The 23151-nt window shown below is 71.7% G+C and carries 23 protein-coding genes; 13 read left to right on the forward strand and 10 right to left on the reverse strand.

The window, feature by feature from the left end:
* Positions 1-546 precede the first annotated feature (546 nt).
* From J5X07_RS12445 to J5X07_RS12475, 7 genes are all read left to right on the forward strand, one after another.
* Entirely contained in the window at positions 547-1284 is a 738-nt protein-coding gene (locus J5X07_RS12445; RefSeq protein WP_208480012.1) for a hypothetical protein, read from the forward strand.
* On the forward strand, positions 1281-2351 hold the full coding sequence (locus J5X07_RS12450; protein WP_208480013.1) for a hypothetical protein: 1071 nt from the start codon (positions 1281-1283) through the stop codon (positions 2349-2351). The genes J5X07_RS12445 and J5X07_RS12450 overlap by 4 nt, the downstream gene beginning before the upstream one ends.
* Before the next feature lie 296 nt (positions 2352-2647).
* The gene (locus tag J5X07_RS12455; protein WP_341769474.1) at positions 2648-3517 is read left to right on the forward strand and encodes a hypothetical protein; all 870 of its coding nucleotides are present in this window, start codon (positions 2648-2650) and stop codon (positions 3515-3517) included.
* 172 nt (positions 3518-3689) lie between these two features.
* Positions 3690-4343 (forward strand): deoxyribose-phosphate aldolase, encoded by a 654-nt coding sequence (gene deoC, locus J5X07_RS12460; protein ID WP_124932522.1) that lies wholly within the window; start codon positions 3690-3692, stop codon positions 4341-4343.
* Between the two features lie 304 nt (positions 4344-4647).
* Positions 4648-5586 carry a metal ABC transporter substrate-binding protein gene (locus tag J5X07_RS12465; RefSeq protein ID WP_208480015.1) on the forward strand — a complete coding sequence of 313 codons (939 nt, stop codon included), beginning with the start codon at positions 4648-4650 and terminating at the stop codon, positions 5584-5586.
* Complete coding sequence (locus tag J5X07_RS12470) at positions 5583-6368, forward strand: metal ABC transporter ATP-binding protein (protein WP_341769475.1); 786 nt, start codon at positions 5583-5585, stop codon at positions 6366-6368. The genes J5X07_RS12465 and J5X07_RS12470 overlap by 4 nt, the downstream gene beginning before the upstream one ends.
* On the forward strand, positions 6365-7228 hold the full coding sequence (locus J5X07_RS12475; protein ID WP_124932520.1) for a metal ABC transporter permease: 864 nt from the start codon (positions 6365-6367) through the stop codon (positions 7226-7228). Before J5X07_RS12470 ends, J5X07_RS12475 begins: the two co-directional genes overlap by 4 nt.
* A 2-nt stretch (positions 7229-7230) precedes the next feature.
* Here J5X07_RS12475 and J5X07_RS12480 read toward each other — a convergent pair whose 3' ends face one another.
* Both J5X07_RS12480 and J5X07_RS12485 read right to left on the reverse strand, forming a co-directional pair.
* Entirely contained in the window at positions 7231-8958 is a 1728-nt protein-coding gene (locus J5X07_RS12480) for a phospho-sugar mutase (protein WP_124932519.1), read from the reverse strand.
* Between the two features lie 235 nt (positions 8959-9193).
* Positions 9194-9802 carry a GNAT family N-acetyltransferase gene (locus tag J5X07_RS12485; protein WP_208480016.1) on the reverse strand — a complete coding sequence of 203 codons (609 nt, stop codon included), beginning with the start codon at positions 9800-9802 and terminating at the stop codon, positions 9194-9196.
* 66 nt (positions 9803-9868) lie between these two features.
* Between J5X07_RS12485 and dapE the strand changes: the two genes are divergently transcribed.
* The 3 genes from dapE to J5X07_RS12500 all read left to right on the forward strand — a co-directional run bounded on the left by dapE (position 9869) and on the right by J5X07_RS12500 (position 12247).
* Positions 9869-11101: a succinyl-diaminopimelate desuccinylase gene (gene dapE, locus J5X07_RS12490; protein WP_208480017.1), complete on the forward strand. Its 1233-nt coding sequence runs from the start codon at positions 9869-9871 to the stop codon at positions 11099-11101.
* 67 nt (positions 11102-11168) lie between these two features.
* Complete coding sequence (locus J5X07_RS12495) at positions 11169-11918, forward strand: LOG family protein (RefSeq protein ID WP_208480018.1); 750 nt, start codon at positions 11169-11171, stop codon at positions 11916-11918.
* Between the two features lie 161 nt (positions 11919-12079).
* Positions 12080-12247 (forward strand): DUF3117 domain-containing protein, encoded by a 168-nt coding sequence (locus J5X07_RS12500; RefSeq protein ID WP_003782053.1) that lies wholly within the window; start codon positions 12080-12082, stop codon positions 12245-12247.
* Positions 12248-12337: 90 nt separating this feature from the next.
* Here the strand turns inward: J5X07_RS12500 and J5X07_RS12505 are convergent, their stop codons facing one another.
* A complete protein-coding gene (locus tag J5X07_RS12505) occupies positions 12338-12973 on the reverse strand; it encodes an O-methyltransferase (RefSeq protein ID WP_124932515.1) in 636 nt (211 codons plus the stop codon).
* Between the two features lie 195 nt (positions 12974-13168).
* Between J5X07_RS12505 and J5X07_RS12510 the strand changes: the two genes are divergently transcribed.
* On the forward strand, positions 13169-14221 hold the full coding sequence (locus tag J5X07_RS12510; protein WP_208480019.1) for a twin-arginine translocase TatA/TatE family subunit: 1053 nt from the start codon (positions 13169-13171) through the stop codon (positions 14219-14221).
* Between the two features lie 259 nt (positions 14222-14480).
* On the opposite strand, the gene J5X07_RS12515 is transcribed toward J5X07_RS12510, so the two are convergent.
* The 3 genes from J5X07_RS12515 to J5X07_RS12525 form a co-directional block, all read right to left on the reverse strand.
* Entirely contained in the window at positions 14481-15623 is a 1143-nt protein-coding gene (locus tag J5X07_RS12515; protein ID WP_124932513.1) for a P-loop NTPase, read from the reverse strand.
* Positions 15624-15697: 74 nt separating this feature from the next.
* Positions 15698-16273: a DUF1003 domain-containing protein gene (locus J5X07_RS12520; RefSeq protein WP_124932512.1), complete on the reverse strand. Its 576-nt coding sequence runs from the start codon at positions 16271-16273 to the stop codon at positions 15698-15700.
* Positions 16266-17558, reverse strand: a complete 1293-nt coding sequence (locus J5X07_RS12525; RefSeq protein WP_124932511.1) for a magnesium transporter MgtE N-terminal domain-containing protein — start codon at positions 17556-17558, stop codon at positions 16266-16268. The genes J5X07_RS12520 and J5X07_RS12525 overlap by 8 nt, the downstream gene beginning before the upstream one ends.
* A gap of 79 nt (positions 17559-17637) precedes the next feature.
* On the opposite strand from J5X07_RS12525, the gene J5X07_RS12530 reads away from it, so the two are divergent.
* Positions 17638-18489 (forward strand): YflT domain-containing protein, encoded by an 852-nt coding sequence (locus tag J5X07_RS12530; RefSeq protein WP_243896845.1) that lies wholly within the window; start codon positions 17638-17640, stop codon positions 18487-18489.
* Positions 18490-18493: 4 nt separating this feature from the next.
* A complete protein-coding gene (locus tag J5X07_RS12535; RefSeq protein WP_124932510.1) occupies positions 18494-19342 on the forward strand; it encodes a sugar phosphate isomerase/epimerase family protein in 849 nt (282 codons plus the stop codon).
* 55 nt (positions 19343-19397) lie between these two features.
* Here J5X07_RS12535 and J5X07_RS12540 read toward each other — a convergent pair whose 3' ends face one another.
* From J5X07_RS12540 to J5X07_RS12555, 4 genes are all read right to left on the reverse strand, one after another.
* Entirely contained in the window at positions 19398-20420 is a 1023-nt protein-coding gene (locus J5X07_RS12540; RefSeq protein ID WP_208480020.1) for a cation diffusion facilitator family transporter, read from the reverse strand.
* The gene (locus tag J5X07_RS12545; protein WP_208480021.1) at positions 20417-20806 is read right to left on the reverse strand and encodes an ArsR/SmtB family transcription factor; all 390 of its coding nucleotides are present in this window, start codon (positions 20804-20806) and stop codon (positions 20417-20419) included. The genes J5X07_RS12540 and J5X07_RS12545 overlap by 4 nt, the downstream gene beginning before the upstream one ends.
* A gap of 51 nt (positions 20807-20857) precedes the next feature.
* A complete protein-coding gene (locus J5X07_RS12550) occupies positions 20858-22528 on the reverse strand; it encodes an aminopeptidase P family protein (protein ID WP_208480022.1) in 1671 nt (556 codons plus the stop codon).
* A gap of 117 nt (positions 22529-22645) precedes the next feature.
* Positions 22646-23020, reverse strand: a complete 375-nt coding sequence (locus J5X07_RS12555) for a hypothetical protein (RefSeq protein ID WP_208480023.1) — start codon at positions 23018-23020, stop codon at positions 22646-22648.
* Between the last annotated feature and the right edge of the window lie 131 nt (positions 23021-23151).

Consider the following 23151-nt stretch of genomic DNA (forward strand, 5'->3'; position numbering starts at 1 on the left):
GTGGCGTGTGTAGCAGCTCCCATCATCGGGGGACCTCGACCCCCACCCAAGCAACGACGCACCCACCCAGCCCCACCCCAAACACACCAATAAATCTTGCCTACCACACCCTCAAATGCGAAGAGCCGGTATAGTGCACGCGGCTGAGGAGGGGCTCAATGCCGTGGTTCCCGATGTCGTCTCTGACAATGTGCGCGAAGATGTGTCCAGAGTGTGGAGTGATATCAAAGAAAGCGTTACCGAAATGGACCGTCAATACAATCGGGTTAGTTAATGTGCGAGCATAGTGGGTGATATGATATGCTGACTCGAATCGAGAAGTGTAGTGCTCACAGGGGCAGGAACTCTTTATTGACGTTCTTTGCGTTCTCTTTACCGATAGTCGGTATTGCAGGGGCAGTCTTGATTCGACTTATTGATCCCCCTATTAATTCGGTTGCGCTCGCTGCGTCGAATGTTTCGTTCATTCTAGTAGGCTTGTTCAGTGGGCTTCAGTGCTGGTGCTTCGGGAGAACTGCGTCGTACGAAGTGATATCGCCTGCATTGATGAAAGATGAAGCATCGGTCACAATAGTGGCAGATACTGAAACTGATCCGCTCCTCACATCTATAGCCGCACGTCTTTTTTGGGGGTCCTCGGCGTTCTCCTTCTTCTTCTTGAGTTGTACGGCATATCAGTCGCCAGGAGAGGAGGTTCCGTCTCTTATTATTTTGACAACCTTCGCATTGCTTGGGATGTTCCTCTTCGGATGGGCGGGATACTATGGCGCAGTTCGAAGTAAGCGCAAGCGCCATCCTGGGAGCATTGAGATGAATGCCTGGGGCCTGCGTCAGCGGGTGGGGGATCGCGTAGTGGAAGCTACCTGGAAGGATATTGGCGCATTCAAGGGTATTGACAGGAATAATCGAGGTGAAATCATTGGGTCCTGGATCGTGGATAGTGAGCAGGAGGTCTCCTACTGCGCTTCACGACAGCCGAAGCTCTACCGGCAGCGGCGCGCACAACCGTTGTTCTTGCTGTTGACTCCTGTGGGTAATGTGATGAATTTCGCTAACTTTCTCAGGGATGCCCAGAACAATCCTGCGTGGGTTGCTGAGATTTTCCGGAGCCCTCATCGGCTGGAGTGGATTCACGGCATCCTCACCGCCCACGAGCCAGGTCTGGAGATCGTGGGGAATCCAACGGCCGTGAGCGATGGCCACGGTGCGCGCCGTCATCTCCTCAGTGATCCGCGGTACCCCGACCCCGGCCAACGCTTCTCAGTGAGCGCAGGTGGAATGTGATTCTACCGGAAGAAGCAGGAGCGGTAGGCGCCCTGATCGCCCTTCTCGGCCTTGCGGCGATTGCACGATGGATCGCTCTCATTGCCGGTCCGGAGTCGGAGTCGGTGCGACAGGCCCTGCTTGGCCTCCATGCATTCCGAACAAGGCTCAACCTCATGTGCCTTCCGTTCACCGGCTTCCTGCTCATGATCGCCGGAGCCTTCATCGCCGTCTCGCCCCGATCGCCCGATGCTCTGAAGCACTTTCTTGGTGCTCTACTGGCAATCAATGCAGTCCTCGTGGTAGTCACAGGAATCTACGCAGCCATTCCCACTCTTCTCCTCCCCAGCTTCTTCTATCGCACGTCCAGCAGTGCAGAGAGTGCTCATCGCAATAGTCCTTCACAGGATGCCTGGGCGGTGGGTGCGGGTAGCGGCGCTCACCCGCGGGAGTCATCCGTGCCGGCGTCGTCGAGCATGGTCGGTGAGCTCGGGACTGGTCCTCTGCATATCCCTGGCCGCAGGCCGATCGGCGCCTGTGGCGTGATCGTCGCATGCGCCGCAGTGCTCTGCTATGTGGGCGTGACGGCAGCGACTGACGAACTGATGCGATTCCTCCTGTCCTTGGCACTGATCTGCGCAATCATTGCTGTTGCCATGACGGGCATCATTCTGCGGGGCGTGGGAGTGGTCATCGATCGGGAGGGGATCGTTGACCGAACGACCTGGATGCCTGCGTTGTCCTTGCCCTGGCGTCTCATCGAAGGTTTCTATATTGACGGAGATCATGTTGTCGTCATGCTCAAGAAGGGGCATCCTGATTACGCCTCCCTGTCCGTTCTTGAACGTCTAAGGGTGATGGGTGTCACGGGAGTGGTGCATCTTCGCACAAGATACCTTGATGTCGACCCCCTCGAACTGGTGGGGGTGCTGGAATGGCATAGTCTTCTCGTTGCAATACCCGACGGCCTCTCTCCAGAGGAGCTGGACCTTGAGATGCGAGTCATGAGAGATCTGTTTTTCATGAGAATGAGGGCGGTGCACTACCGGAACTACGGCATCGCTTCTGGCGGGCCTACGGATTCTTGAATCTATCCGCATTCTGGGAACGGCTCATCCCATGAACCGTCTTGCGGTTCGGTTTCGATCTCCATGATGAGACCCGGGAGGACTACCGGAAACTTCCGGGTGCGCGGGGGGATTACGATGGTGGCATGTCTCCCGCGGATCATCCTGCTGACCGGCTCCCCATCTCCGGGGAGGCGGCATCAGCCCCCGCCTGCGATCCGCCATCGACTCTGGGAGCGGCGTCAGGGGCCGTGGGGAGTGGGGCGCCGGCTCCGGAGAGTTCTTGGCCGCTGGGCCCGGCGGCAGGGATGGCACCAGTGGGCACCACAGAGCCCCAGATCCGGGTGGCCAACTCCCGCCTGCGCGTCGGGCGCTTCTCCCAGGCCGGCGATGCGGTGACCCTGACCCAGGCCGACGCCACCACCTGCGGCGCCGCCTGCCTGCTCGCAGCCAGGCTCCTCATCGATGGCCAGGAGCGCCGGCGGCTGGGCCGGGTCCTGGAGGCCGGCCGTGCCATGGAGACCGGCGGGGCCCCCGATGCGGGGCCCGGCACCGGCGCCCTGCTGGCTGAGGCCCTCAACCTCCGCCAGAAGACCCTCCAGCGCACCATCAACAGTGCGGGCCTGTGGCTGGCATCCTGGCCCCGGGCTCTGGGCTCCACGCCCTGGGCGGTGGCCCGGGCCATGAGCATGACCGGTGCCGCATCGGCGAAGCCGCTGCCGGCCGGGTCTGCCGCCCCCGCAGGCCCCGGAGCGCCTGACGCATCCCCAGCCCCCGCCTCCCCGGGGCAGCCCATGCGCTACGAGGTGCGCTGGGTGCGGGACCACGGCCCGCACTGGCCGGCGCAGGTCGAGAAGATGCGCCGCCATCTGGCGCGCGGGCGCCCCGTCCTGCTCCTGACCGGAGGACCCCTGGGCCTGGACCGCGGCGCCTCGGGGCTGGCCGGGCTATCCGCCCAGATGTGCGGGAGCCTGGTCGTGCCCCGGCACTACGTGCTCGCCCTGCCCTGGGCCCTCATCGGGCAGCGCGACCCCGGGCCGGGCGCGGCGCACCTCTACGAGCCGGGCAGCGGCAGCGTGCGGGCGCTCGACCTCCTGGCCGCCCGCGACCCGCGATCACCCGGCCCGCGACAGCTCGGCGGCTGGCCCCGGATCCTCGCCCTCCTGAGCCCGGCTGACCCCGACTGATAGCGGCTGATGCCGGTTGGCGGTCGTCTGCGGCCGCTGACCCGTGGCAGACCGCGGACCACGCCCATGCGGCCCGGGCCGCGTAGTCTGGGCCGGCGGGCGCCGGCGCCCGCATCCTGCTCCGCACCGATCCACTCCAGAGATCCGCTCACGCCAACCGGAAGGACCATCCATGACCACGCGGGCCCAGATCGCCAGCCTCATCGACCACACGCTGCTCAAGCCCGAGGCCACCGCCGAGCAGGTGGAGGCACTCGTGGCTCAGGGCGCCGAGCTGGGCGTGTACTCGGTATGCGTCTCCCCGAGCATGCTGCCCGTGGAGGCGCCCCAAGGGCTGCGTGTGGCCACGGTCTGCGGCTTCCCCAGTGGCGCCCACGACAGCGCCGTCAAGGCCGCCGAGGCGGCCGACGCCGTGGCCAAGGGCGCCCAGGAGGTGGACATGGTCATCAACCTGGGGCTGGCGGCCCAGGGGCGCTGGTCCGAGGTCGAGGCCGATATCCGGGCGGTCAAGGAGGCCTGCGGGAGCGCCCTGCTCAAGGTCATCATCGAGTCCGCCGCCCTTGATGACGAGCAGATCATCGCCGCCTGCCGCGCGGCCGAGGCCGCGGGGGCCGACTTCGTCAAGACCTCCACCGGCTTCCACCCGGCCGGGGGAGCCAGCACCCACGCGGTGGCCCTCATGCGCGCCACCGTGGGGGACCGGCTGGGGGTCAAGGCCTCCGGCGGTATCCGCACCGCGGCCGACGCCCTGGCCATGGTCGAGGCCGGGGCCAGCCGCCTGGGCCTGTCCTCCAGCGCCGCCATCCTGGAGGAGATGGAGGGCTGAGGCCCAGCAGCCCTCACCGGCCCAGCGATCCCACCGGCCACGCCCCGGGGCGCTGCACATCTTCAGCCATCGGCCGATCGGGCGGATGCCGGAATCATGCGGATCCGCATCCGGCGCCTGCGCTGAGAGCGGCCGAAGATGTGCAGCGGCCCTCCTGCTGCACATCTTCGGGCCGGATGCGGCGCCCCGGCTCGGCCCGGGCCGCATGATGCTGCGGTTCCACTGCGGCGGGGGCTTGTGAAGATGTGCAACAGGGGGCGCACCAGCATGTGCGGTTTCGGGTAACCGAAACTACGATGGGGGCATGAGAACCGTTGCCACCCCCTCGCGCCGGGCCATCGCCGTCCTGGCCGTCCTGACCCTGTCCCTCCCGCTCCTGTCCGCTTGCAGCACGCCCCGGGCCGGCGGGGACTCCGGCAAGCCCGTGGTGCTCACCACCTTCACCGTCATCGCGGACATGGCCAGGCAGGTCGCCGGGGAGCACCTGGAGGTCCGCTCCATCACCAAGCCGGGTGCCGAGATCCACGACTACGAGCCCACCCCCGAGGACATCAAGGCAGCCGCCGGCGCCGACCTCATCCTCAACAACGGACTGGGCCTGGAGCGGTGGTTCGAGCAGTTCACGGCGACCTCCCAGGCCAGGGCGGTCACCCTGAGCCAGCATGTGGAGCCCATCAGCATCGCCTCCGATGCCTACGCCGGCCAGCCCAACCCGCACGCCTGGATGAGCCCGACCAACGCCCAGTCCTATGTGGATGTCATGGTCGAGGCCTTCAGCGAGCTCGACCCCGACCACGCCTCCGACTTCCAGGCCAACGGCGAGTCCTACAAGACCGAGCTCCAGGCCGTCAAGGACGACATGGTCGCCACGATCTCCGGCCTGCCGCAGTCCCAGCGGGTCCTGGTCACCTGCGAGGGCGCCTTCTCCTACCTGGCGGCAGACGCGGGCCTGACAGAGGGCTACCTGTGGCCGGTCAACGCCGAGAACGAGGGGACCCCCCAGCAGGTGGCCGCCACGGTCGAGCTGGTGAGCTCCAGCAAGGTCCCCGCCGTGTTCTGCGAGTCGACCGTCAACGACAAGGCCATGCGGCAGGTGGCCTCGGAGACCGGGGCCGCCTTCGGGGGCACCCTCTACGTGGACTCCCTGACCGACGCCGACGGCGATGCGCCCACCTACCTCGACCTCATCCGCTACGACGCGGCCACCATCACCGAGGCGCTGACGGGGAGGTCATCGCAGTGACCAGGGCAGAGACCAGGGGTGCATCACCGGGGGCCGGCCGGGCCCCGATGCTGGATGTCCAGGGCCTGACCGTGAGCTACGGCAGTCTTCGCGCCCTGGAGGAGGTGAGCCTGGAGGTCGCCCACGGCCGCGTCTGCGGGCTGGTGGGCACCAATGGCTCGGGCAAGTCCACTCTTTTCAAGGCAGTCATGGGCCTGCTGGCCCCTGAGGCCGGCACCATCGCCGTCGACGGCCTGGAGGGGCGCGTCGCCCGCGGTCAGGGGCTGCTGGGCTACGTGCCCCAGGAGGACGCCGTCGACCGGGACTTCCCGATCTCGGTGCGCGAGGTGGTCATGACGGGCCGCTACGGGCGGATGGGAGCGCTGCGCCGTCCCTCGCGCGCCGACCGGGAGGCCGTGGAGGCGGCCATGGAGCGCACGGGCATCACCTCCCTTGCCGGGCGCCAGATCGGGGCGCTGTCCGGCGGGCAGCGCAAGCGGGCCTTCGTGGCGCGCGGCATCGCCCAGGGCGCCAGGCTCCTGCTCCTGGATGAGCCCTTCGCCGGGGTGGATCGGGCCAGCGAGTCCGCCATCACCGCGCTCCTGCGCGAGCTGGCGACCGAGGGCTGCGCCATCCTCATCTCCACCCACGACCTGGGGTCACTGCGGGCGCTGGCCGACGATGTCGTCCTGCTCCGCCGCCGGGTCCTGGCCGCCGGGCCCACCGCCCGGGTCCTGACCACCGAGAATGTCGCCCGCGCCTTCGGCACCGACCCCGGCGCGGGGGAGGGGATGCTGCGATGAGCGACCTCCTGACCCTTCTGACCGAGCCCTTCGCCTACGGGTTCATGGTCAACGCCTTCATCGTGGCCACGGCCGCGGCGATCGTGTGCGCGCTGCTGTCCTGCTGGCTGGTGCTCATCGGCTGGTCCCTGCTGGGGGACGCCGTCTCCCACGCGGTGCTGCCCGGGGTGGTCCTGGCCTACATGCTGGGGCTGCCCTTCACCGTGGGGGCCCTCGTCTTCGGACTGGCCTCGGTGGGGCTCATCGGGGTGCTGCGCGATACGAGCCGGGTCAAGGGGGACGCCGCGATCGGGGTGGTCTTCACGGGCTTCTTCGCCACCGGCCTCATCCTGAAGTCCCGCTACCCCTCGAACACCGACCTCAACTCGATCATCTTCGGCAATGTCCTGGGCATCTCGCCGGCGGACCGGACCATGGTGCTGGTCCTGGCCCTCGGGGTGGCGGTGGTGCTCATCGCGCGGCGCAGGGATCTGACGCTCTTCGCCTTCGACCGGGTGCACGCCCACGCCATCGGGCTGCGCCCGGGGCGCATCAATGCGCTCCTGCTGGTGCTGCTCGCGCTGACCACGATCGTGGCGCTCCAGGTCGTGGGCGTCATCCTGGTGGTGGCCATGCTCATCGTCCCGGGCACGACGGCGCATCTGCTGACCGACCGGATGGGGCGGATGCTCCTCATCGCCCCGCTGATCGCGACGGTCTGCACAGTGGTGGGCCTCTACATCGCGTACTGGACGAACGCCTCGGCCGCCGGGTGGGTGACCGTGTGCCAGGCGCTGGCCTTCCTGGCCGCCTACCTGGGCTCGCCCCGGCACGGGGTGCTGCCCCGCCTGCTGCGCCGACGGGTGGGCGAGAGCCGGTAGGCTCAGCCCATTCCGAGCACCCCGCGCAGGTCGGACTTGATCTGCTCCAGGCGCTGCGCCGCGGCCCGGCGCAGGGCGGCCATATCGTCCTGCTTGCCCACGGGCAGGATGACCTCGCAGTAGCACTTGAGCTTGGGCTCGGTGCCCGAGGGGCGGATGATGACCCGGTCATCGGCCGCGGTGGTCCACACCAGGCCATTGGTGGGCGGAAGAGTGCCCCCGGTGCAGTCCGGGGCGCCGTCGAGCAGGTCGAGCTCCTCGACCACCGGGGAGCCCGCCAGCCTGGCCGGGGCTCCGCCGGAGCGCAGGCGCTCCATGGCCCGGGTGATGATGCTCAGGTCCTCCACGCGCAGGCTCAGGGGGCTGGTCGCGTGCAGGCCGTGGTCCCGGGCCAGGCGGTCCAGCAGGTCGGGAATGCTGCGGCCCTGCTGCTTGAGCACCGAGGCCAGGGAGGCCAGGCACACCGAGGCGGAGATCCCGTCCTTGTCCCGCACCGCCGTGGGGTCGACGCAGTAGCCCAGTGCCTCCTCATAGCCGAAGACCAGGTCCGGCACCCGGCTGATCCACTTGAATCCCGTGAGGGTCTGGCGGTGGCCCAGGCCGTGGGACTGGGCGATGCGGCGCAGCAGTCGGGAGGAGACGATGGAGTTGGCCAGGACGCCGGTGCCGGCGAAGGCCGCCAGCTCGGCTGCCTGCTCGCCCAGCAGGGCGCCCACCTCATCCCCGGTCAGCTGGCGCCAGCCGCCCTCGGCCGTGGGGTCGGGGATCGCCGCCGAGCAGCGGTCGGCATCGGGGTCGTTGGCGATGATGAGATCGGCGTCGACCTTGCGGGCCAGGGCCATGGACAGGTCCAGGGCGCCGGGCTCCTCGGGGTTGGGGAAGGGGACCGTGGGGAAGTCCGGGTCGGGCTGGAACTGCTCGGCCACCTCCACGATGTCGTCGAAGCCGGCCCGTTCCAGGGCCTGGCGGCACAGGGGGCCGCCCACGCCGTGCATGGCCGTCAGGACGATCCTCACAGGGGCGAGCCTCCTGGAGCAGGCGGTCTGGGTGACCCGCTCCAGGTACTCCTCGCGGATCCCCGGATCCACCGCCTCCCACCCCTGCTCGGGCATGGGCACATCGCTGATGGGGCCGACGGCCTCGATGGCCGCGGCGATCCGCTCGTCGTGGGGCGGCACGATCTGGGCCCCCTGGCCCCAGTCCGAGACCGCCCGGCCGCCCAGGTAGACCTTGTAGCCGTTGTCCTGAGGCGGGTTGTGAGAGGCGGTGACCATGACCCCCGCGTCGGCGCCCAGGTGGCGCAGGGCGAAGGCGAGCACCGGGGTGGGGCAGTGGGAGTCGAACAGGAGCGCCCGCCCCCCGGCACCGGTGATGACCGAGGCCGTGTCGCGGGCGAACTGGGCCGAGCCGTGCCGGGCGTCGTAGCCGATCACCGCGGTGAAGCCCTCCCCGACCCGCTCGCGCAGGTATGCGGCCAGCCCCGCGGCGGCGCGGATGACCACGACCCGGTTCATGCGCGCAGGGCCCCCTCCCAGTCGCCCGCGCAGTCCGGCAGTGCCGAAGGCCAGGGTGGAGCCGAAGGCGTCGGCGAGCGCGGCGGTCGCCTCGCCCTGACCGCTGCGGTGGGCCTGGAGGAGCCCGTCGAGTTCGGCCCGCGTGACCGGGTCGGGGTCCTCGGCGATCCACGAGGTGACGACGGCGTCGAGATCCTGCTCAGGAGACTGGGTCATGCACGGCACGCTACCGTGACCTTGGGGCGGGGAAGACTGATCATGACGGCGCTCACGGGTGTTTCCAGACACAGGAGCGAGGCCATGACGGTGTGAGAATCCTGAGAATTATCAGAAAGCAGACTGGGTGGCTGACACGGATGCGGGGCGGGTGGCCGGCGGCGATACGTGCCGGGGGGAAGCCGGGGGGCGGTCGCCGAGGCGAGAACGCCCCCGGCGTGGACGCGGACCCGGATCACGCTCTCGGGGGCGCTTCCAGGGAGTGCCACAGGGGCTCCAGCTCGAAGCCCAGGGCGCGATTGGCCGCCAGGGAGCCCCGGTTGACCGCCGCCCCGCCCGTGCCCCACCGGCGCGCCCCCTGGGCGAAGGTCGCCAGGATCGAGGCCGCCTTGACCGCCACCGCCAGGCCCCGACGCCGGTGGGCGGCCGCCACGCAGGTGCGGTCCACCTCCCAGCGATCCTCCAGGGGCTCCAGGATCGTCAGGGCCACCAGGGCGCCATCGGGGCCGCGGGCGCCGAAGGCCCGCATCCCCCGCTCAGCCAGGGCGACGGCCAGCTCCTCGGGATCCAGGTCCTGATGGCCCGTGGCCGGGGTCCAGGGGTAGTCCGCGGCGCAGGCCGCATCCAGGGCGCAGGCCTCCCCGGCCTCCTGCGCCCCCAGCTCCAGGACCCGGTAGCCCAGGGACTCGGCCTCCTCGATCCGACGGCGCAAAGGGGCCGGGTCGGCGTCGTCGGGCAGGCTCAGGCGCGCGCCCCAGGAGGTCGCCACCACCTCCCAGCCCTGGGTGAGCAGGGAGTCGTGCTCGGGGTCGTCCTCGCGCAGGATGCGGATCTCAGGGCTCACCGGCACACGTTATCCCCGGTGGCCGGCCGAGTCCCAGGGGCCGGGGCGCTCTTCTAGCCTGGGGCCATGAGCGCCACGACCCCCGCAGCACCGTCGGCACCCCCGGCCGGCTCCTCCGCGTCGCCCCCGGCCACGCCGCCGGCCCCGAGCCTGCCCCCGTTGAGCGGCCCGGATGCGGCCTCACCCGAGCGGATCGCCCTGGAGCTGGTCAGCGCCTTCAGCGTCTCGGGCTCCGAGGGGCCCCTGGCCGACGCCGTCCAGGAGGCGCTGGCGCCCCTGCCCCACCTGGAGGTGCTGCGCCACGGCAACACCGTGGTGGCCCGCACGGCCCTGGGGCGCGCCGAGAGGGTGGTCATCGCCGGCCACCTCGACACCGTGCCGGTCTCGGAGCGCACCGGGAACGTGCCCGGCCGCCTGGAGCTGCGCGAGGGCCGGGAGGTCCTCTGGGGGCGCGGCAGCGTGGACATGAAGGGCGGCGTGGCCGCGCTGCTCCACCTGGCCGCCGCGCTCAGCAGCCCCCGGCGCGACGTCACCTGGGTCTTCTACGACAATGAGGAGGTCGCCAGCGAGCTCAACGGCCTGGGCCGGGTCCTGCGCGAGCGCCCCCAGTGGCTGGAGGCCGACTTCGCGGTGCTCGCCGAGCCCACCGGCGCCCAGATCGAGGGCGGGTGCAACGGCACCCTGCGCCTCATCCTCACCGTCCACGGCCTGGCCGCCCACTCGGGTCGCTCCTGGCGAGGAGTCAACGCCGTGCACGCCGCGGCACCGCTCATCGAGCGCGTCGCCACCGCCCCGATGCGCGAGGTGGAGGTCGAGGGACTGGTCTACCGGGAGGGCCTGTCCGTGGTCGACATCCAGGCAGGCGTGGCGACGAATACCGTCCCCGACCGCTGCCGCCTGGGCGTCAACTACCGCTTCGCCCCGGACCTGAGCGACCGGCAGGCCCTGGACCGCGCCCTGCGGATCCTGGCCGGACTGCCCGCCGACTCCGATGAGCGCGCCCCGATCATCACCGCTGGCTCGGGGGAGGTCGAGGTCGTCGTCGACGACCTGTCCCCGGCCGCCCGCCCCGGCCTGGACACGCCCATGGCCGCCGAGCTCATCGAGGCCGTGCGGGCCCGGGGTGGCCAGGTGCGCCCCAAGTACGGCTGGACCGACGTCGCCCGCCTCTCCGCCGCGGGCATCCCGGCGATCAACCTGGGACCCGGCGATCCCATGCTCTGCCACACCGACGACGAGCACTGCCCCGTCTCCCAGATCCGGGACGTGACCGCCATCCTGCGCAGCTGGCTGGCCTAGCCGCACCTCCCGGGTGCTCCCGGGTGTCGGTCGGGCGGCGGCCGGCGCAGTGGGGGATCATGCACCCATGACTCGACAGACCTACCACCGGGGCCCCGTGCTGCTCCGGGGCACGCAGATCCCCGAGCAGACCACCGACGAGCGCCTGCTGAGCCAGAGCGATGAGACCGACTGGCTCCACTCCGACCCCTGGCGCGTCCTGCGCATCCAGTCCGAGTTCGTCGAGGGCTTCGGCGCCCTGGCCGAGCTGGGGCCGGCCATCAGCGTCTTCGGCTCTGCGCGCACCGCCCCCACCGACCCCGCCTACCAGACGGCCCAGGAGATCGGCTCGGGGCTGGCGCGATCCGGCTACGCCGTCATCACCGGGGGCGGCCCCGGAATGATGGAGGCCGCGAACAAGGGCGCGCACAACGCGGGCGGTGTCTCAGTGGGCCTGGGCATTGAGCTGCCCCACGAGCAGGGCCTCAACGACTACGTGGATCTGGGCATCAATTTCCGCTACTTCTTCGCCCGCAAGACCATGTTCGTGAAGTACTCCGACGGATTCGTCGTCATGCCCGGAGGCATGGGCACACTCGATGAGCTCTTCGAATCCCTCACCCTGGTCCAGACCCACAAGGTCTCCTCCTTCCCCATCGTCCTGGTCGACTCCGGCTACTGGTCGGGGCTGCTGGAGTGGATGCGCGGCACCGTCGTCGAGCGCGGCATGATCTCCGCCCAGGATCCCGACCTGGTCCAGGTGGTCGACACCGCGCAGGAGGCCGTGGACTACGTCGTCGGCGCCGCCCGGAGGATCCGGGGTGGGCAGCCCGCCTGAGCGCGAGTCCCCAGGGCGGGCCGGCGTGGGGGGCGGCTCTCTGGGCTGGGCGTGAGGCGCGTCATGGCCGGCGAACCATTCGATAGCGATGCCCTTCATGGAGTAGACTAAGAAAGGTTGCACGGTGATGAATCCGTGCCACGCTGACGAAAGGTGAGCACATGGCTGCCATGAAGCCCCGGACCGGCGACGGCCCCCTCGAGGTCGTCAAGGAAGGCCGAGCCATCATCATGCGGGTCCCGCTTGAGGGCGGTGGCCGCCTTGTCCTGGAGATCACGGCCGATGAGGTCAAGGAGCTCGGCGAGGCCCTGGCCAACGCCAAGATCTGAGCCGCAGCTCGCAGCCGTACCGGTTCAAGGGTGTAAGGACCAGGCCCCTCGGGGCCTGGTCCTTCGTGCTGTGCCGGCGCCCCGCGGCCCTCAGGCCCGGCGCACCGTGACCAGGAGCCCGTCGCCCACGGGCAGCAGCGTCGTGAGCAGCGCCTCGGAGTCGCGCAGGGCCTTGCCCAGCTCGCGTGCCGCCACCGTCACGCTGTCGCGCCGGGCCGGGTCGGCCACGCGGTCGTTCCACAGGGCCCGGGTCACGGCCAGGACCCCGCCCACCCGCAGCATGCGCAGGGCATCGCGGGCCAGGTAGGCCGCCTCCTGGGGGTCGACGTCGAGCACGACCATGTCGTAGGTGCGCGCGGCCATCCTGGGCATGACGTCGGAGGCCCGCCCCTGGATGATGCGCGTGCGGGCGGTGGGGTAGCCGGCGGCGTCGAAGGCGTGACGGGCCTCGCGCTGGACCTCGGGCTCGATGTCGAGGGTGGTCAGGACGCCGTCGGGCCCCATGCCGCCCAGGAGCCACAGGCCCGAGACCCCGGTGCCGGTGCCGACCTCCGCCACGGACTTGGCTCCCACCGAGGCCGCCAGCATGCGCAGACAGGCCCCAGTCCCCGGGGACACCGGGGTGATGCCGAGCTCCAGCCCCCGCATCCGGGCCTGGGCGGTGGCCTCGTCCTCCACGCAGAAGTCCTCCGTGTAGGACCAGCTCAGCGTCTTGTCCGCACTCACCATGAGCCTCTTTCCTGCCGCGGGCCGCCAGGTGCGGCCCTGTCCGCCATTGTTCCAGGAATCAGGGCGCCCGACGGGAACTGGCGCGCAGCGCCCGGTGGCGCCATGCGGCTGCAACCGCCGGCCGCGGTGGGCTGCGCCCCTCCTCACCGGCGGGCGCGCGAGCCGCGGGGCCCGGATCCCTATACTGAGCGCGTGTTCGGCATTTCAGGATCGGAGTTCCTCGTCATCATGCTGGTGGCGGTGGTTGTGGTGGGGCCCCAGCGCCTGCCCGAGTACACGCGCCAGCTCACCCGCATGGTGCGCCAGCTGCGCCTGTTCCTGGACAGCGCCCGCTCCCAGATCGCCGAGGAGGTCGGGCCCGAGCTGGCCGACCTCGACCTGTCCAGCCTGGACCCTCGCCAGTACGACCCGCGCAGGATCGTGCGCGATGCCCTGGGTGAGGACATCGAGGCGATCCGCAAGGACCTCACCCAGCCCTTCCGCTCCGTGGCCGACGCCGCCAAGGAGACCTCCGACGCCGCGGCCAAGGCCGTGGGTGATGCGGTCGCCCAGGATCGGGACAACTCCCTGGGCAAGCAGATCTCCCAGAAGAGGGCCGAGGCCCTCAAGGCGGCCGGCAGCACCGCTGATGCTGAGCCGACGGCGGACTCCGCTGCTGAGGCCGCCGTTGGCAGTGCTGACAGCGCCTCTGAGCCCGAGCCGGCCGCCGAGGCTGAGCCGACCGCCTCACCTGAGTCCGCAGTCGAGCCCGAGCCTGCTGCTGAGCCCGAGCCGGCTCGAGCCCCTGGGGCCGAGGCGGAGCCCGCCGAGACGGCTGGCACCACCGAGCCGGTGGAGCCCGCTGAGTCCCCTGAGCCTGCGCCGTCCGCACCGGAGGCCGAGGCGGTCCTGGACGCCGCTGACGAGCCCTCCTCCGTGATGGACCAGCCCGAGGCCGGGGCTGAGCCGGCCGCAGGGGACAATGGCGCTGAGCAGGACGGCTCCGGCGCGGACGAGGGGCGGGACGAGGCGCATGATGCGCCTGTGCAGGAGGCCGGTGCGCAGGAGGATGCGGCTTCAGCGCCCGTCCCCAGCAGTCTTGTCGAGCCCGGGGCGCAGAGTGCCGAGGCGGGCGATGGGGCCGCTGAGCGCGGCGGGCCGGGGCCCGGCATCGTGCGCCCCCTGTCCCCGCGGGATATCGTGCGGGCCGCGAACTCCGCCGCCCGCACCCGCGCCGAGGCCGCCAGCGCCACGATCGAGCCCTGACCACCCGATCCTCAGACCGGCAGAACGCAGTTCTCCCCATCAAGACGCGGATTCACCCCTTTCGGAGGGGTGAATCCGCGTCCAGAGGGGGGAAACCGCGTCCAGAAGGGGGAAACCGCGTCCAGAGGGGTGAATCCGCGTCCAGAAGGGGGAACTGCGGAGGCGCGCCCCCGGGAGCGGCGCGTCGCGCGCCGAAAGGGCGTGCCCCGGGGCGGCCCCGCGCGGGCCAGGCCGCCCGAGTCGGGCCGGATCGCCCCGCTCAGGCCGGGGTCACTCCCAGGCTGCGGCCCGCCAGGCCCCGGGCGCGGTGGGTGAGCCGCTGCGCCACCCGCGACAGCTCCTGGGCCGCGGGGGCCCCGGCCGCCGGCCGGCCGTCGTCGGCCACGGTGGCGGGGGTGCCGGTATCCGCTCCCTCGCGCATGCGGATGTCCAGGGGGAGCTCGGCCAGGAGCGGCACCTCGTAGCCCAGCGCCTGCCCCAGCGACTCGCTGACCCTGCGGCCCCCGCCCGAGCCGAAGATCTCCACCCGAGAGCCGTCGGGCTGGGGCATGTAGGACATGTTCTCGATCACGCCCACCACCTGCTGCTTGGTCTGGGTGGCGATGAGGCCCGTGCGCTCGGCGACCTCCGCGGCCGCGGTCTGGGGGGTGGTGACCACCAGGATCTCGGCGTTGGGCAGGAGCTGGGCCACCGAGATCGTCACATCCCCGGTGCCGGGGGGCAGGTCCAGCAGGAGGACGTCCAGGTCACCCCAGAACACGTCGGTGAGGAACTGCTGGACGGCCCGGTGCAGCATCGGCCCGCGCCAGACCACCGGCTGCTTGTCCTCCACGAACATGCCGATGGAGATGACCTTCACCCCGTGGGCGATGGGGGGCACGATCATCCCGTCGAGCTGGGTGGGCACCTGCTCGACCCCCAGCATGCGGGGGATGGAGAAGCCGTAGATGTCGGCGTCCACCACTCCCACGCTCAGGCCCTGGGCGGCCATGGCCGCAGCCAGGCCCGCGGTCACCGAGGACTTGCCCACGCCCCCCTTGCCGGAGGTCACCGCATAGATGCGGGTGAGGCTGCCGGGCTGGGTGAAGGGGATGACCGGCTCGGCGGCCCCGCCGCGCAGACGGCGCCGCAGCTCGGCGCGCTGCTCATCGTTCATGACCCCCATCTCGACCGTCACACTGGTGACGCCCTCGACCTTGCCGACCTCGCGCCGGGTGTCGCCGGTGATCGTGTCCTTCAGGGGGCAGCCCGCCACCGTCAGCAGCACTCCGACCTCGACGGCGCCGTCCTCGGATATCTCGACCGAGGAGACCATCCCCAGCTCGGTGATGGGACGACGGATCTCGGGGTCGTCAACGCGGGCGAGGGCCTCCAGAACGGCTTCTTGCGTGGGTCGTGGCATGCGCCCATCCTAGAGCGGGCCGGTGGGGCGGTGCCGTGGCCCATGGCACGTCACCGCACCGCCGGGACGATGGCTCAGGGCCCCTGGGCCGCGGGCCCGCGCGCATCACGGGGCTCCTCGGCCTCCTCCGCCAGCTCGGAGATCTCCTCGCGGGTGCGCTGCTCCTCGGCCAGGATCTCTGAGAGCAGATCCCGCAGCTCGGAGCGCACGAAGTCCCGCGTGGCCACGTCATTCATCGCCAGGCGCAGGGAGGCGATCTCCCGGGTGAGGTACTCGGTGTCCTCCAGGTTGCGCTCGGCGCGCTGGCGGTCCTGCTCGGCGGTGACCCGGTCGCGGTCGTCCTGGCGGTTCTGGGCCAGCAGGATCAGCGGCGCGGAGTAGGAGGCCTGGAGGGAGAGCATGAGGGTCAGCGCGGTGAATCCCAGCTCGGCCTTGTCGAATCGCATCTCCTCGGGGCCCCAGGAGTTCCAGGCCATCCACACCGCCACGAAGGCCGTCAGCCAGATGAGGAAGGTGGGGGTGCCCGAGAAGCGCGCGATGGCCTCGGCCACCCGCCCGGAGGTGTCGGAGCGCGAGCTGCGCGAGGGGTGGGTCCAGCGCAGCCACCGCGCCCGGTTCTTGGGAAGCGGCTGATCGAGCTGGTCAGGCATTGGCGCTCCTCTCGATGGTCTCGTCGGTGACCGCCTCATCGGCCTCGCGCCAGTCATCGGGCATGAGGTGGTCCAGGACGTCATCGACGCTCACGGCCCCCAGCAGGCGCCCGGCGTCGTCGACCACCGGCAGGGCCGTGAGGTTGTAGGTGGCCAGCAGGCGGGTGACCGTGCCGATGGAGTCCTCGGCGTTGACGGAGTCCACATGCGTGTCCAGGATGGAGCCGATCATCCGCTGGGGCCGCTCGCGCAGGGCCCGCTGGAGGTGGACCACGCCCACGAGCCTGCCGGTGGGCGACTCCAGGGGCGGGCGGCACACGAAGCCGATCGCGGCCAGGGCCGGGGTGATCTCGGCCTTGCGGGCGTGGGCCAGGAAGGCGGCCACGGTGGCCTCGGGGGGCAGGATGATGGGCTCGGTGGTCATGAGGCCGCCGGCGGTGTACTCGTCATAGGCCATGAGCCGGCGCACGTCCTCGGCCTCCTCGGGCTCCATGAGGCCCAGGAGCTCGGCGGCCTTGAGCTGGGGGAGCTCGGCGACCAGGTCGGCGGCGTCGTCGGGCTGCATGACATCCAGGACGTCGGCGGCACGGGAGGCCTCCAGGCGCGAGAGGATCGCCACGGCCGCCTCATCGCCCAGCTCCTCCAGGGCGTCGGCCAGGCGCTCATCGCTCAGCTCGGCGGCCACCCGCAGCTGGCTGGCCTGCGGCAGGTCGCGCAGGACGTCGGCCAGGTCGGCGGGCTTGAGGTCCTCCATGGTGGCCAGCAGGGCGGTCGCCCCCTGCTGCTCGGCGCTGCTGGCCAGGCCGGTGACCTCCTCGGGGCGCACGATGAAGGTCTCCCCGCGCCGCAGCCCCAGGGGCCCGGTCGAGCCGCGCTGGACGAAGAGGCGGGTGACCTTCCAGTCCATGCCGCGGTCGCGCTCGATGGCGACGTCGTGGATCGTCACCCTCCCCGAGCCGTCCTTGAGATCGACCACCCGGTCCAGCAGCTCGCCGACCACGAGGGTCTCGACATTGCGCTGATGGAATCGGCGGATGTTGACCAGGCCCGTGGTGATGACCGCTCCCGGCTCAATGGCCGTCACGCGCGAGAGCGGCAGGAAGACGCGGCGCCTCGAGGAGACCTCGATGACGAAGCCCACCGCCCGCGGCTCCCCGCGCATCTGCAGCAGCACGACGACGTCATGGACCTTGCCCACCGCATCGCCCAGGGGGTCGAAGACGGAGGTGCCGATGAGTCGGGCGACGAAGACCCTGCTTCCCGCGCGCGTCCTGGTGTTCTCCACAAGCCAAGAGTATGCGCCCTCGGCGTGAAGACCGGGCTGCGCGCCCCCGCGCGCGCCCGCGCGTGCGACGATTCAGCCCATGAGCGCCTACCCGCCGTCGAGCCCATCGCCGGTCGCCTCCCGCGGCGTGAGCATGCCGCGCGGTGAGGAGATCGCCTCCTTCGCCACCTACGCCGAGGCCCAGCACGCCGTGGATGCGCTGTCCGATGAGGGCTTCCCGGTGCAGTACCTCTCGATCATCGGGACTGATCTGCGCCAGGTCGAGCGGATCACCGGCCGCATGAGCTGGGGACGGGCGGTGGTCACCGGGATGGGCAGCGGCCTGTGGATCGGGGTGCTCTTCGCCGCCGTCATGTCGCTGTTCAGCCCCTCGGGCTCCACCCCGACCGTCTCGCTGGTGGGCTGCGTGGCCCTGGGCGTGGTCTGGGGCGTGCTGTTCCAGGTGGTGGGCTACGCCATGACCCGGGGACGGCGCGACTTCACCTCGATCAGCCAGGTGGTGGCCTCGCGCTACTCCATCATCGCCGCCCAGGACGCCCGCGAGGCGGCGCTGGCCCTGGCCGAGGTCCCCGGCAACCTCACCCGGGGCGGCCAGGCGGCCCTGCGCGCCCAGGAGCGGCGCCGCGCCCGCGCCGAGGCCTCCGGTGGGCCCACGGCCTTCGGCTCGCGACCCGACGAGGAGCCCCGCTTCGGGGTGCGGATCCCGCCCCAGGGCGAGGCCCCGCTCAGCGGTGCGCCTCAGGACCCGGGCGCGGCCCGGCCGGGTCCGGGCATGCCCGTGCCGGGTGCGCCGGCGCCGGGCGCTCCCGGGGGCGCGGGAGCGGGATCCGGCAGCCCCGAACCGGCCCCCGGGCCCGTCCCGGCGGACTACGATCCTTTTGCCAGGCCGCCATCGCGGGGCGGCTCCGATCGTGCCCGGGGGGAGGAGTAAGAGCATGGCCATCCCTGTGGGCCTGTCCACGGCCTCGGTCTACCCCGGCAACGCCGCGGAGACCTTCGCCCTGGCCCAGTCCCTGGGGTATGACGGCGTGGAGGTGATGGTCTGGAGCGAGAAGGCCACCCAGGACGCGGTGCGCCTGTCCTCCCTGGCCCAGGAGCACGACCAGCCGGTCCTGGCGGTGCACGCCCCCACCCTCCTGGTCACCCGCGGCGTGTTCGGGGTCGACCCGTGGGACAAGATCGACCGCTCCATCGAGCTGGCCCACTACCTGGGGGCCGGCACCGTGGTGCTCCACCCGCCCTTCTTCTGGCAGACCCGCTACGCCCGCTCCTTCGTGGCCGGGGTGGCCCAGCGCGAGGCCACGACGGGCATGCACCTGGCGGTGGAGAACATGTTCACCTGGCGGCCGCGCTCAGCGCCCTCCACCAGGGACTTCCAGGCCTACTCGCCCACCTGGGACCCGGTGGGCCAGGGCTACCGGTCGGTGACCCTGGACATCTCCCATGCCGCCACCTCGGGGTCGGACGCCCTGGCGATGGCGCGCGCCCTGGGGCCCACCCTGCGCCACCTGCACCTGACCGACGGCGTGCCCGGCCCCCTGGACGACCATCTCCTGCCCGGCCAGGGCAACCAGGACTGCGCCGGGGTCCTGGAGCACCTGGTGGCCACGGGCTTCGACAAGGGCGGCGGCCAGGTGGTCGTCGAGGTCAGCACCCGCTCCATGAGCCCGGAGCAGCGCCGCGAGGGCCTGGCCAGTGCCCTGGCCTTCGCCCGCCACCACCTGGAGGGGGCCGATCCGGCCCCCATCCCCGAGCCCACGCGCAGGCGCTACCGCCGGGGCTGAGCCCCACCGCGGCACGGGGCGGCCCGCGCGCCCCGTGCCGCCCGGCCTCCTGGGCTCAGTGGGGCAGGTGCTCGTGGGCGCGGTGCCCGGCCGGCTCGATCTGGAAGGTGGCGTGCTCGACCCGGACCGGGAAGTGCTCGCCCACGCAGTCCTGCAGGGCGTGGAGGATCTGCGAGGCGTGGCCGTCGCGCAGGCACTCGTCGCGCACGACGACGTGGGCGGTCAGGACGGGCAGGCCGCTGGCCACCGTCCAGGCGTGCAGGTCATGGACCTCCTCGACGTGCTCCACGCTCAGCATGTGGGCGCGCACCCGGGTGAGGTCGAGCTCCTCGGGGGCGCGCTCCATGAGCACCGAGGCGGCCTCGCGCAGCAGCATGAGCGCCCGCGGCGCGATGAGGGCCGCGATGATGAGGGCGGCCACGGCGTCGGCCCGGGCCCACCCGGTGGTCATGACCACCACGGCCGCGCCGATGACCCCCAGGCTGCCCAGGGCGTCGTTGAGCACCTCCAGGAAGGCCGCCCGGGCGTTGAGGCTCGACCCGCGTCCCGGGGCCAGCACGAGCAGGCCCACGGCGTTGGCGGCCAGGCCCACCGCCCCCATGACGAGCATGCCCGTGGGGGCCACCTGGGGCGGGTCGATGAGGTCGGCCACGGCGCGCACCGCCACGATCGCCCCCACCGCCCCCAGCAGGCCCGCCTGGGCCGCGGCCCCCAGGACCTCGGCGCGCCGCAGGCCCCAGGTGGATCGGCCGGTGGGCGGGCGGGTGGACAGGCGCGCGGCTACCAGGGCCATGACCAGCCCCGCGGAGTCGGTGAGCATGTGGCCGGCGTCGGCCAGGAGGGACAGCGACCCGGTCAGGCCCGCGGCGACGAGCTCAGCGGCCATGACCGACAGGGTCAGGGCCAGGGCGATGCCGATGCGCCGGGGTGATCCGCCCCCGCCGTGGCTGTGCGGCCCGTGGCCGCCGTGGGGGTCACGGGGGCCACGGCGCGTCGCGCCTGCCGGCGCAGGGCCCTGGCACTGGGTGGCGCGCCCGCCGGGCCGGGCGGGGCAGGGGGCGCAGGGGGAGGCGCTCATGGCTGCTCCCACCCGGCCTTCTGCTCCTGGTCGGCGGCGCGGGCCGCAGGCCGGGCGGCCCGGGCCAGGTCCCGGGCCGCCCGCAGCAGGGCATCGAGTTGGGGGCGGTGCTCCAGGGCGCTGACGCGGGCGCGCCCGTGGCTGTGGGTGGAGATGATCCCGGCCTCCCGCAGGACCGCCAGGTGCTGGGAGACGGTGGACTGGGCCAGGCCCAGGTGCGCGGCGAGCTCGCCCACCCGGTGCTCCCCGCCGCGCAGGTGGGCCACGATGGCCAGGCGCGTGGGGTCCCCCAGGGTGCTCAGCAGGAAGGCCGGGTCCGCGGAGTCGCGGACCGCCGAGGCGTCGTTGGTCAGATCCGAGGGCGAGAGCCCATGATGTTTCGCCATGCACCGATGCTATCGGTGCATGGCGAAACTTTCAAGGGGTGGTGCCCCGGCTCAGGCGATGAGGCCGCTGACCCAGGCCTCGACCTCCTCGACGGTGCGGGGGATGCCCTGGGTGAGGCGCTCGACCCGCCCATCGGGGCGCACGATGATGTCATCCTCGATGCGCACCCCCATGCCCCGCAGCTCGGCGGGCACCAGCAGGTCATCAGCCCTGAAGTACAGGCCCGGCTCGATGGTGAAGCACATGCCCGGCTCCAGGGCGGCGTCCATGTACATCTCCCGGCGCGCCTGGGCGCAGTCGTGGACATCCAGGCCCAGGTGGTGGCTGGTGCCGTGCACCATCCACCGCCGGTGGTACTGCCCCTCCGGGGCCAGGGAGTCGGCGGCGCTGACGCCCTCGGGCAGCAGGCCCCACTCCTCCAGGCGCGCCGCGATGACCTCCATGGCGGCGGCGTGGACGTCCTTGAACCGGCAGCCGGGCTCCCCGGCGCGGGCGAAGGCGGCGTCCGCGGCGTCCAGGACCGCCTGGTAGACGCGGCGCTGGACCTCGGTGAAGCGCCCGTCCACCGGGATGGTGCGCGTGACATCCGCGGTGTACAGGGAGTCGACCTCCACCCCGGCGTCGACCAGGACCAGCTGGCCGGGCTCGACCGGGCCGTCATTGCTGATCCAGTGCAGGGTGTTGGCGTGGTCCCCCGCGGCCGCGATCGTGTCGTAGCCCAGGCCGTTGCCCTCCTGGCGGGCCACGGCGGCGAAGGCGCCCTCCAGGACCCGCTCGCCGCGCCAGTGGCCCCTGGCGCGGGGGATGGAGCGGATGAGGTCCTCGAATCCGGCCTTGGTGGCGTCCACGGCCGCCTGGAGCTGGCCGACCTCCCACGGGTCCTTGCGCAGCCGCAGCTCGCTGGCCGCCTCGGCCAGGCGGGTGTCGAGCTCGACGGCCTCCTGCCCCAGTGCCAGCCCGGCCGCCCGGCGGGTGTCCATCACCAGGGAGGCGATGGCCTCATCGGCCTCGGCCACGACGCGCAGCCGCACCGCGCCGGCCCCGGCGTCCTTGGCCAGGGCGTCGGGCAGGGAGTCGATCGGGGCGCAGCGCACCCCCGTGGCCGCCTCGACCTCCTCGATGGAGGGGCGCACCCCCACCCACAGCTCCCCGTAGCGGGAGTCGGCGTAGAACTCCTCGGAGCTGCGCGAGGCCCGGGGGCGGAAGTACAGGACCGCCTCATGGGTGGGCCTGCCGCCGGCGGCCTGCGGGGCGTCCTGGGCCTCAGGGGCTTCCTGCCCGGCCGGGGGCGCGGGGGACAGGGGCTCCAGGACCAGGACGGCGTCGGGCTCGAAGTCCGTCCCGGTGCCGGTCAGGTGGGCGAAGGCGCTGTGGGGGCGGAAGCGGTAGTCGCAGTCGTTGTTGCGCACGCGCAGGGGGCCGGCGGGGATGACCAGGCGCTCCCCGGGGAACAGGGCGCCCAGGGCCTCCCGGCGGGCGGCGGCCCAGGGCGCGGACTCGGCGCGAGGGGGCAGGCCCTGCGGCCGCGGGCCCCAGCCCGAGCCGATGAAGTCGCGGAAGGCCCGGCTGCTGGGCCGGTGGGAGCGGTTGCTCACGCGCTCGGCCAGGGGCTGGGAGTCCTGGGCCCCGCTGGTCGGATCGCCGGGGCCCGCCGGGCGGGCCGGGCCGGCGGCGGCTTCGGGTGCGGAGGGGCTGCTCGGGGCGTCGGGGGTCTGCGTCATGGCTGCATCCTCCCACTGCGCCGCCCCGCCGTCATCGTGCGCCCCCGGCATGCCTTCCCAGATGCCTCCCCGAGTCGAGCCGCGGGGCGGGCCCGGGCCCCACCGCGCAGGCCCGGCTCAGGCCTGGAGATCCTCGGGGAAGCGGACCCCCACCTGCGCTCGTGCCTGGGCCAGGACATCGACGGCCGCCAGGGAGGCGTAGAGGGGGTGCAGCCCCGCCTGGCGCGCCCCCGAGCGCACCAGGCGGCACACCTCGGCCAGCTCGTAGCCCAGTTGGGGGCCCCGGCGCCGGACCGAGAGGTCCTCGATGAGGGCCCGCGGGTCCTGCCCGCGGGGGCCGCGCAGCTCGATGCGCCGCGGCCACTGGCAGTCGTCGATGACCACGGCGGCCTCCTCGGCGGCGATCACCGAGTCGATGGCGCCCACCGAGGTCTTGGAGTGCAGGCAGGCCACCTCCAGGCCGCGGTGCGGGCCGTGCTCGTAGGACAGCACTACCGGCTCTTCGCATTTGAGGGTGTGGTAGGCAAGATTTATTGGTGTGTTTGGGGTGGGGCTGGGTGGGTGCGTCGTTGCTTGGGTGGGGGTCGAGGTCCCCCGATGATGGGAGCTGCTACACACGCCAC

The sequence above is a fragment of the Actinomyces bowdenii genome (assembly GCF_017592395.1).
Taxonomy (GTDB): domain Bacteria; phylum Actinomycetota; class Actinomycetes; order Actinomycetales; family Actinomycetaceae; genus Actinomyces; species Actinomyces bowdenii.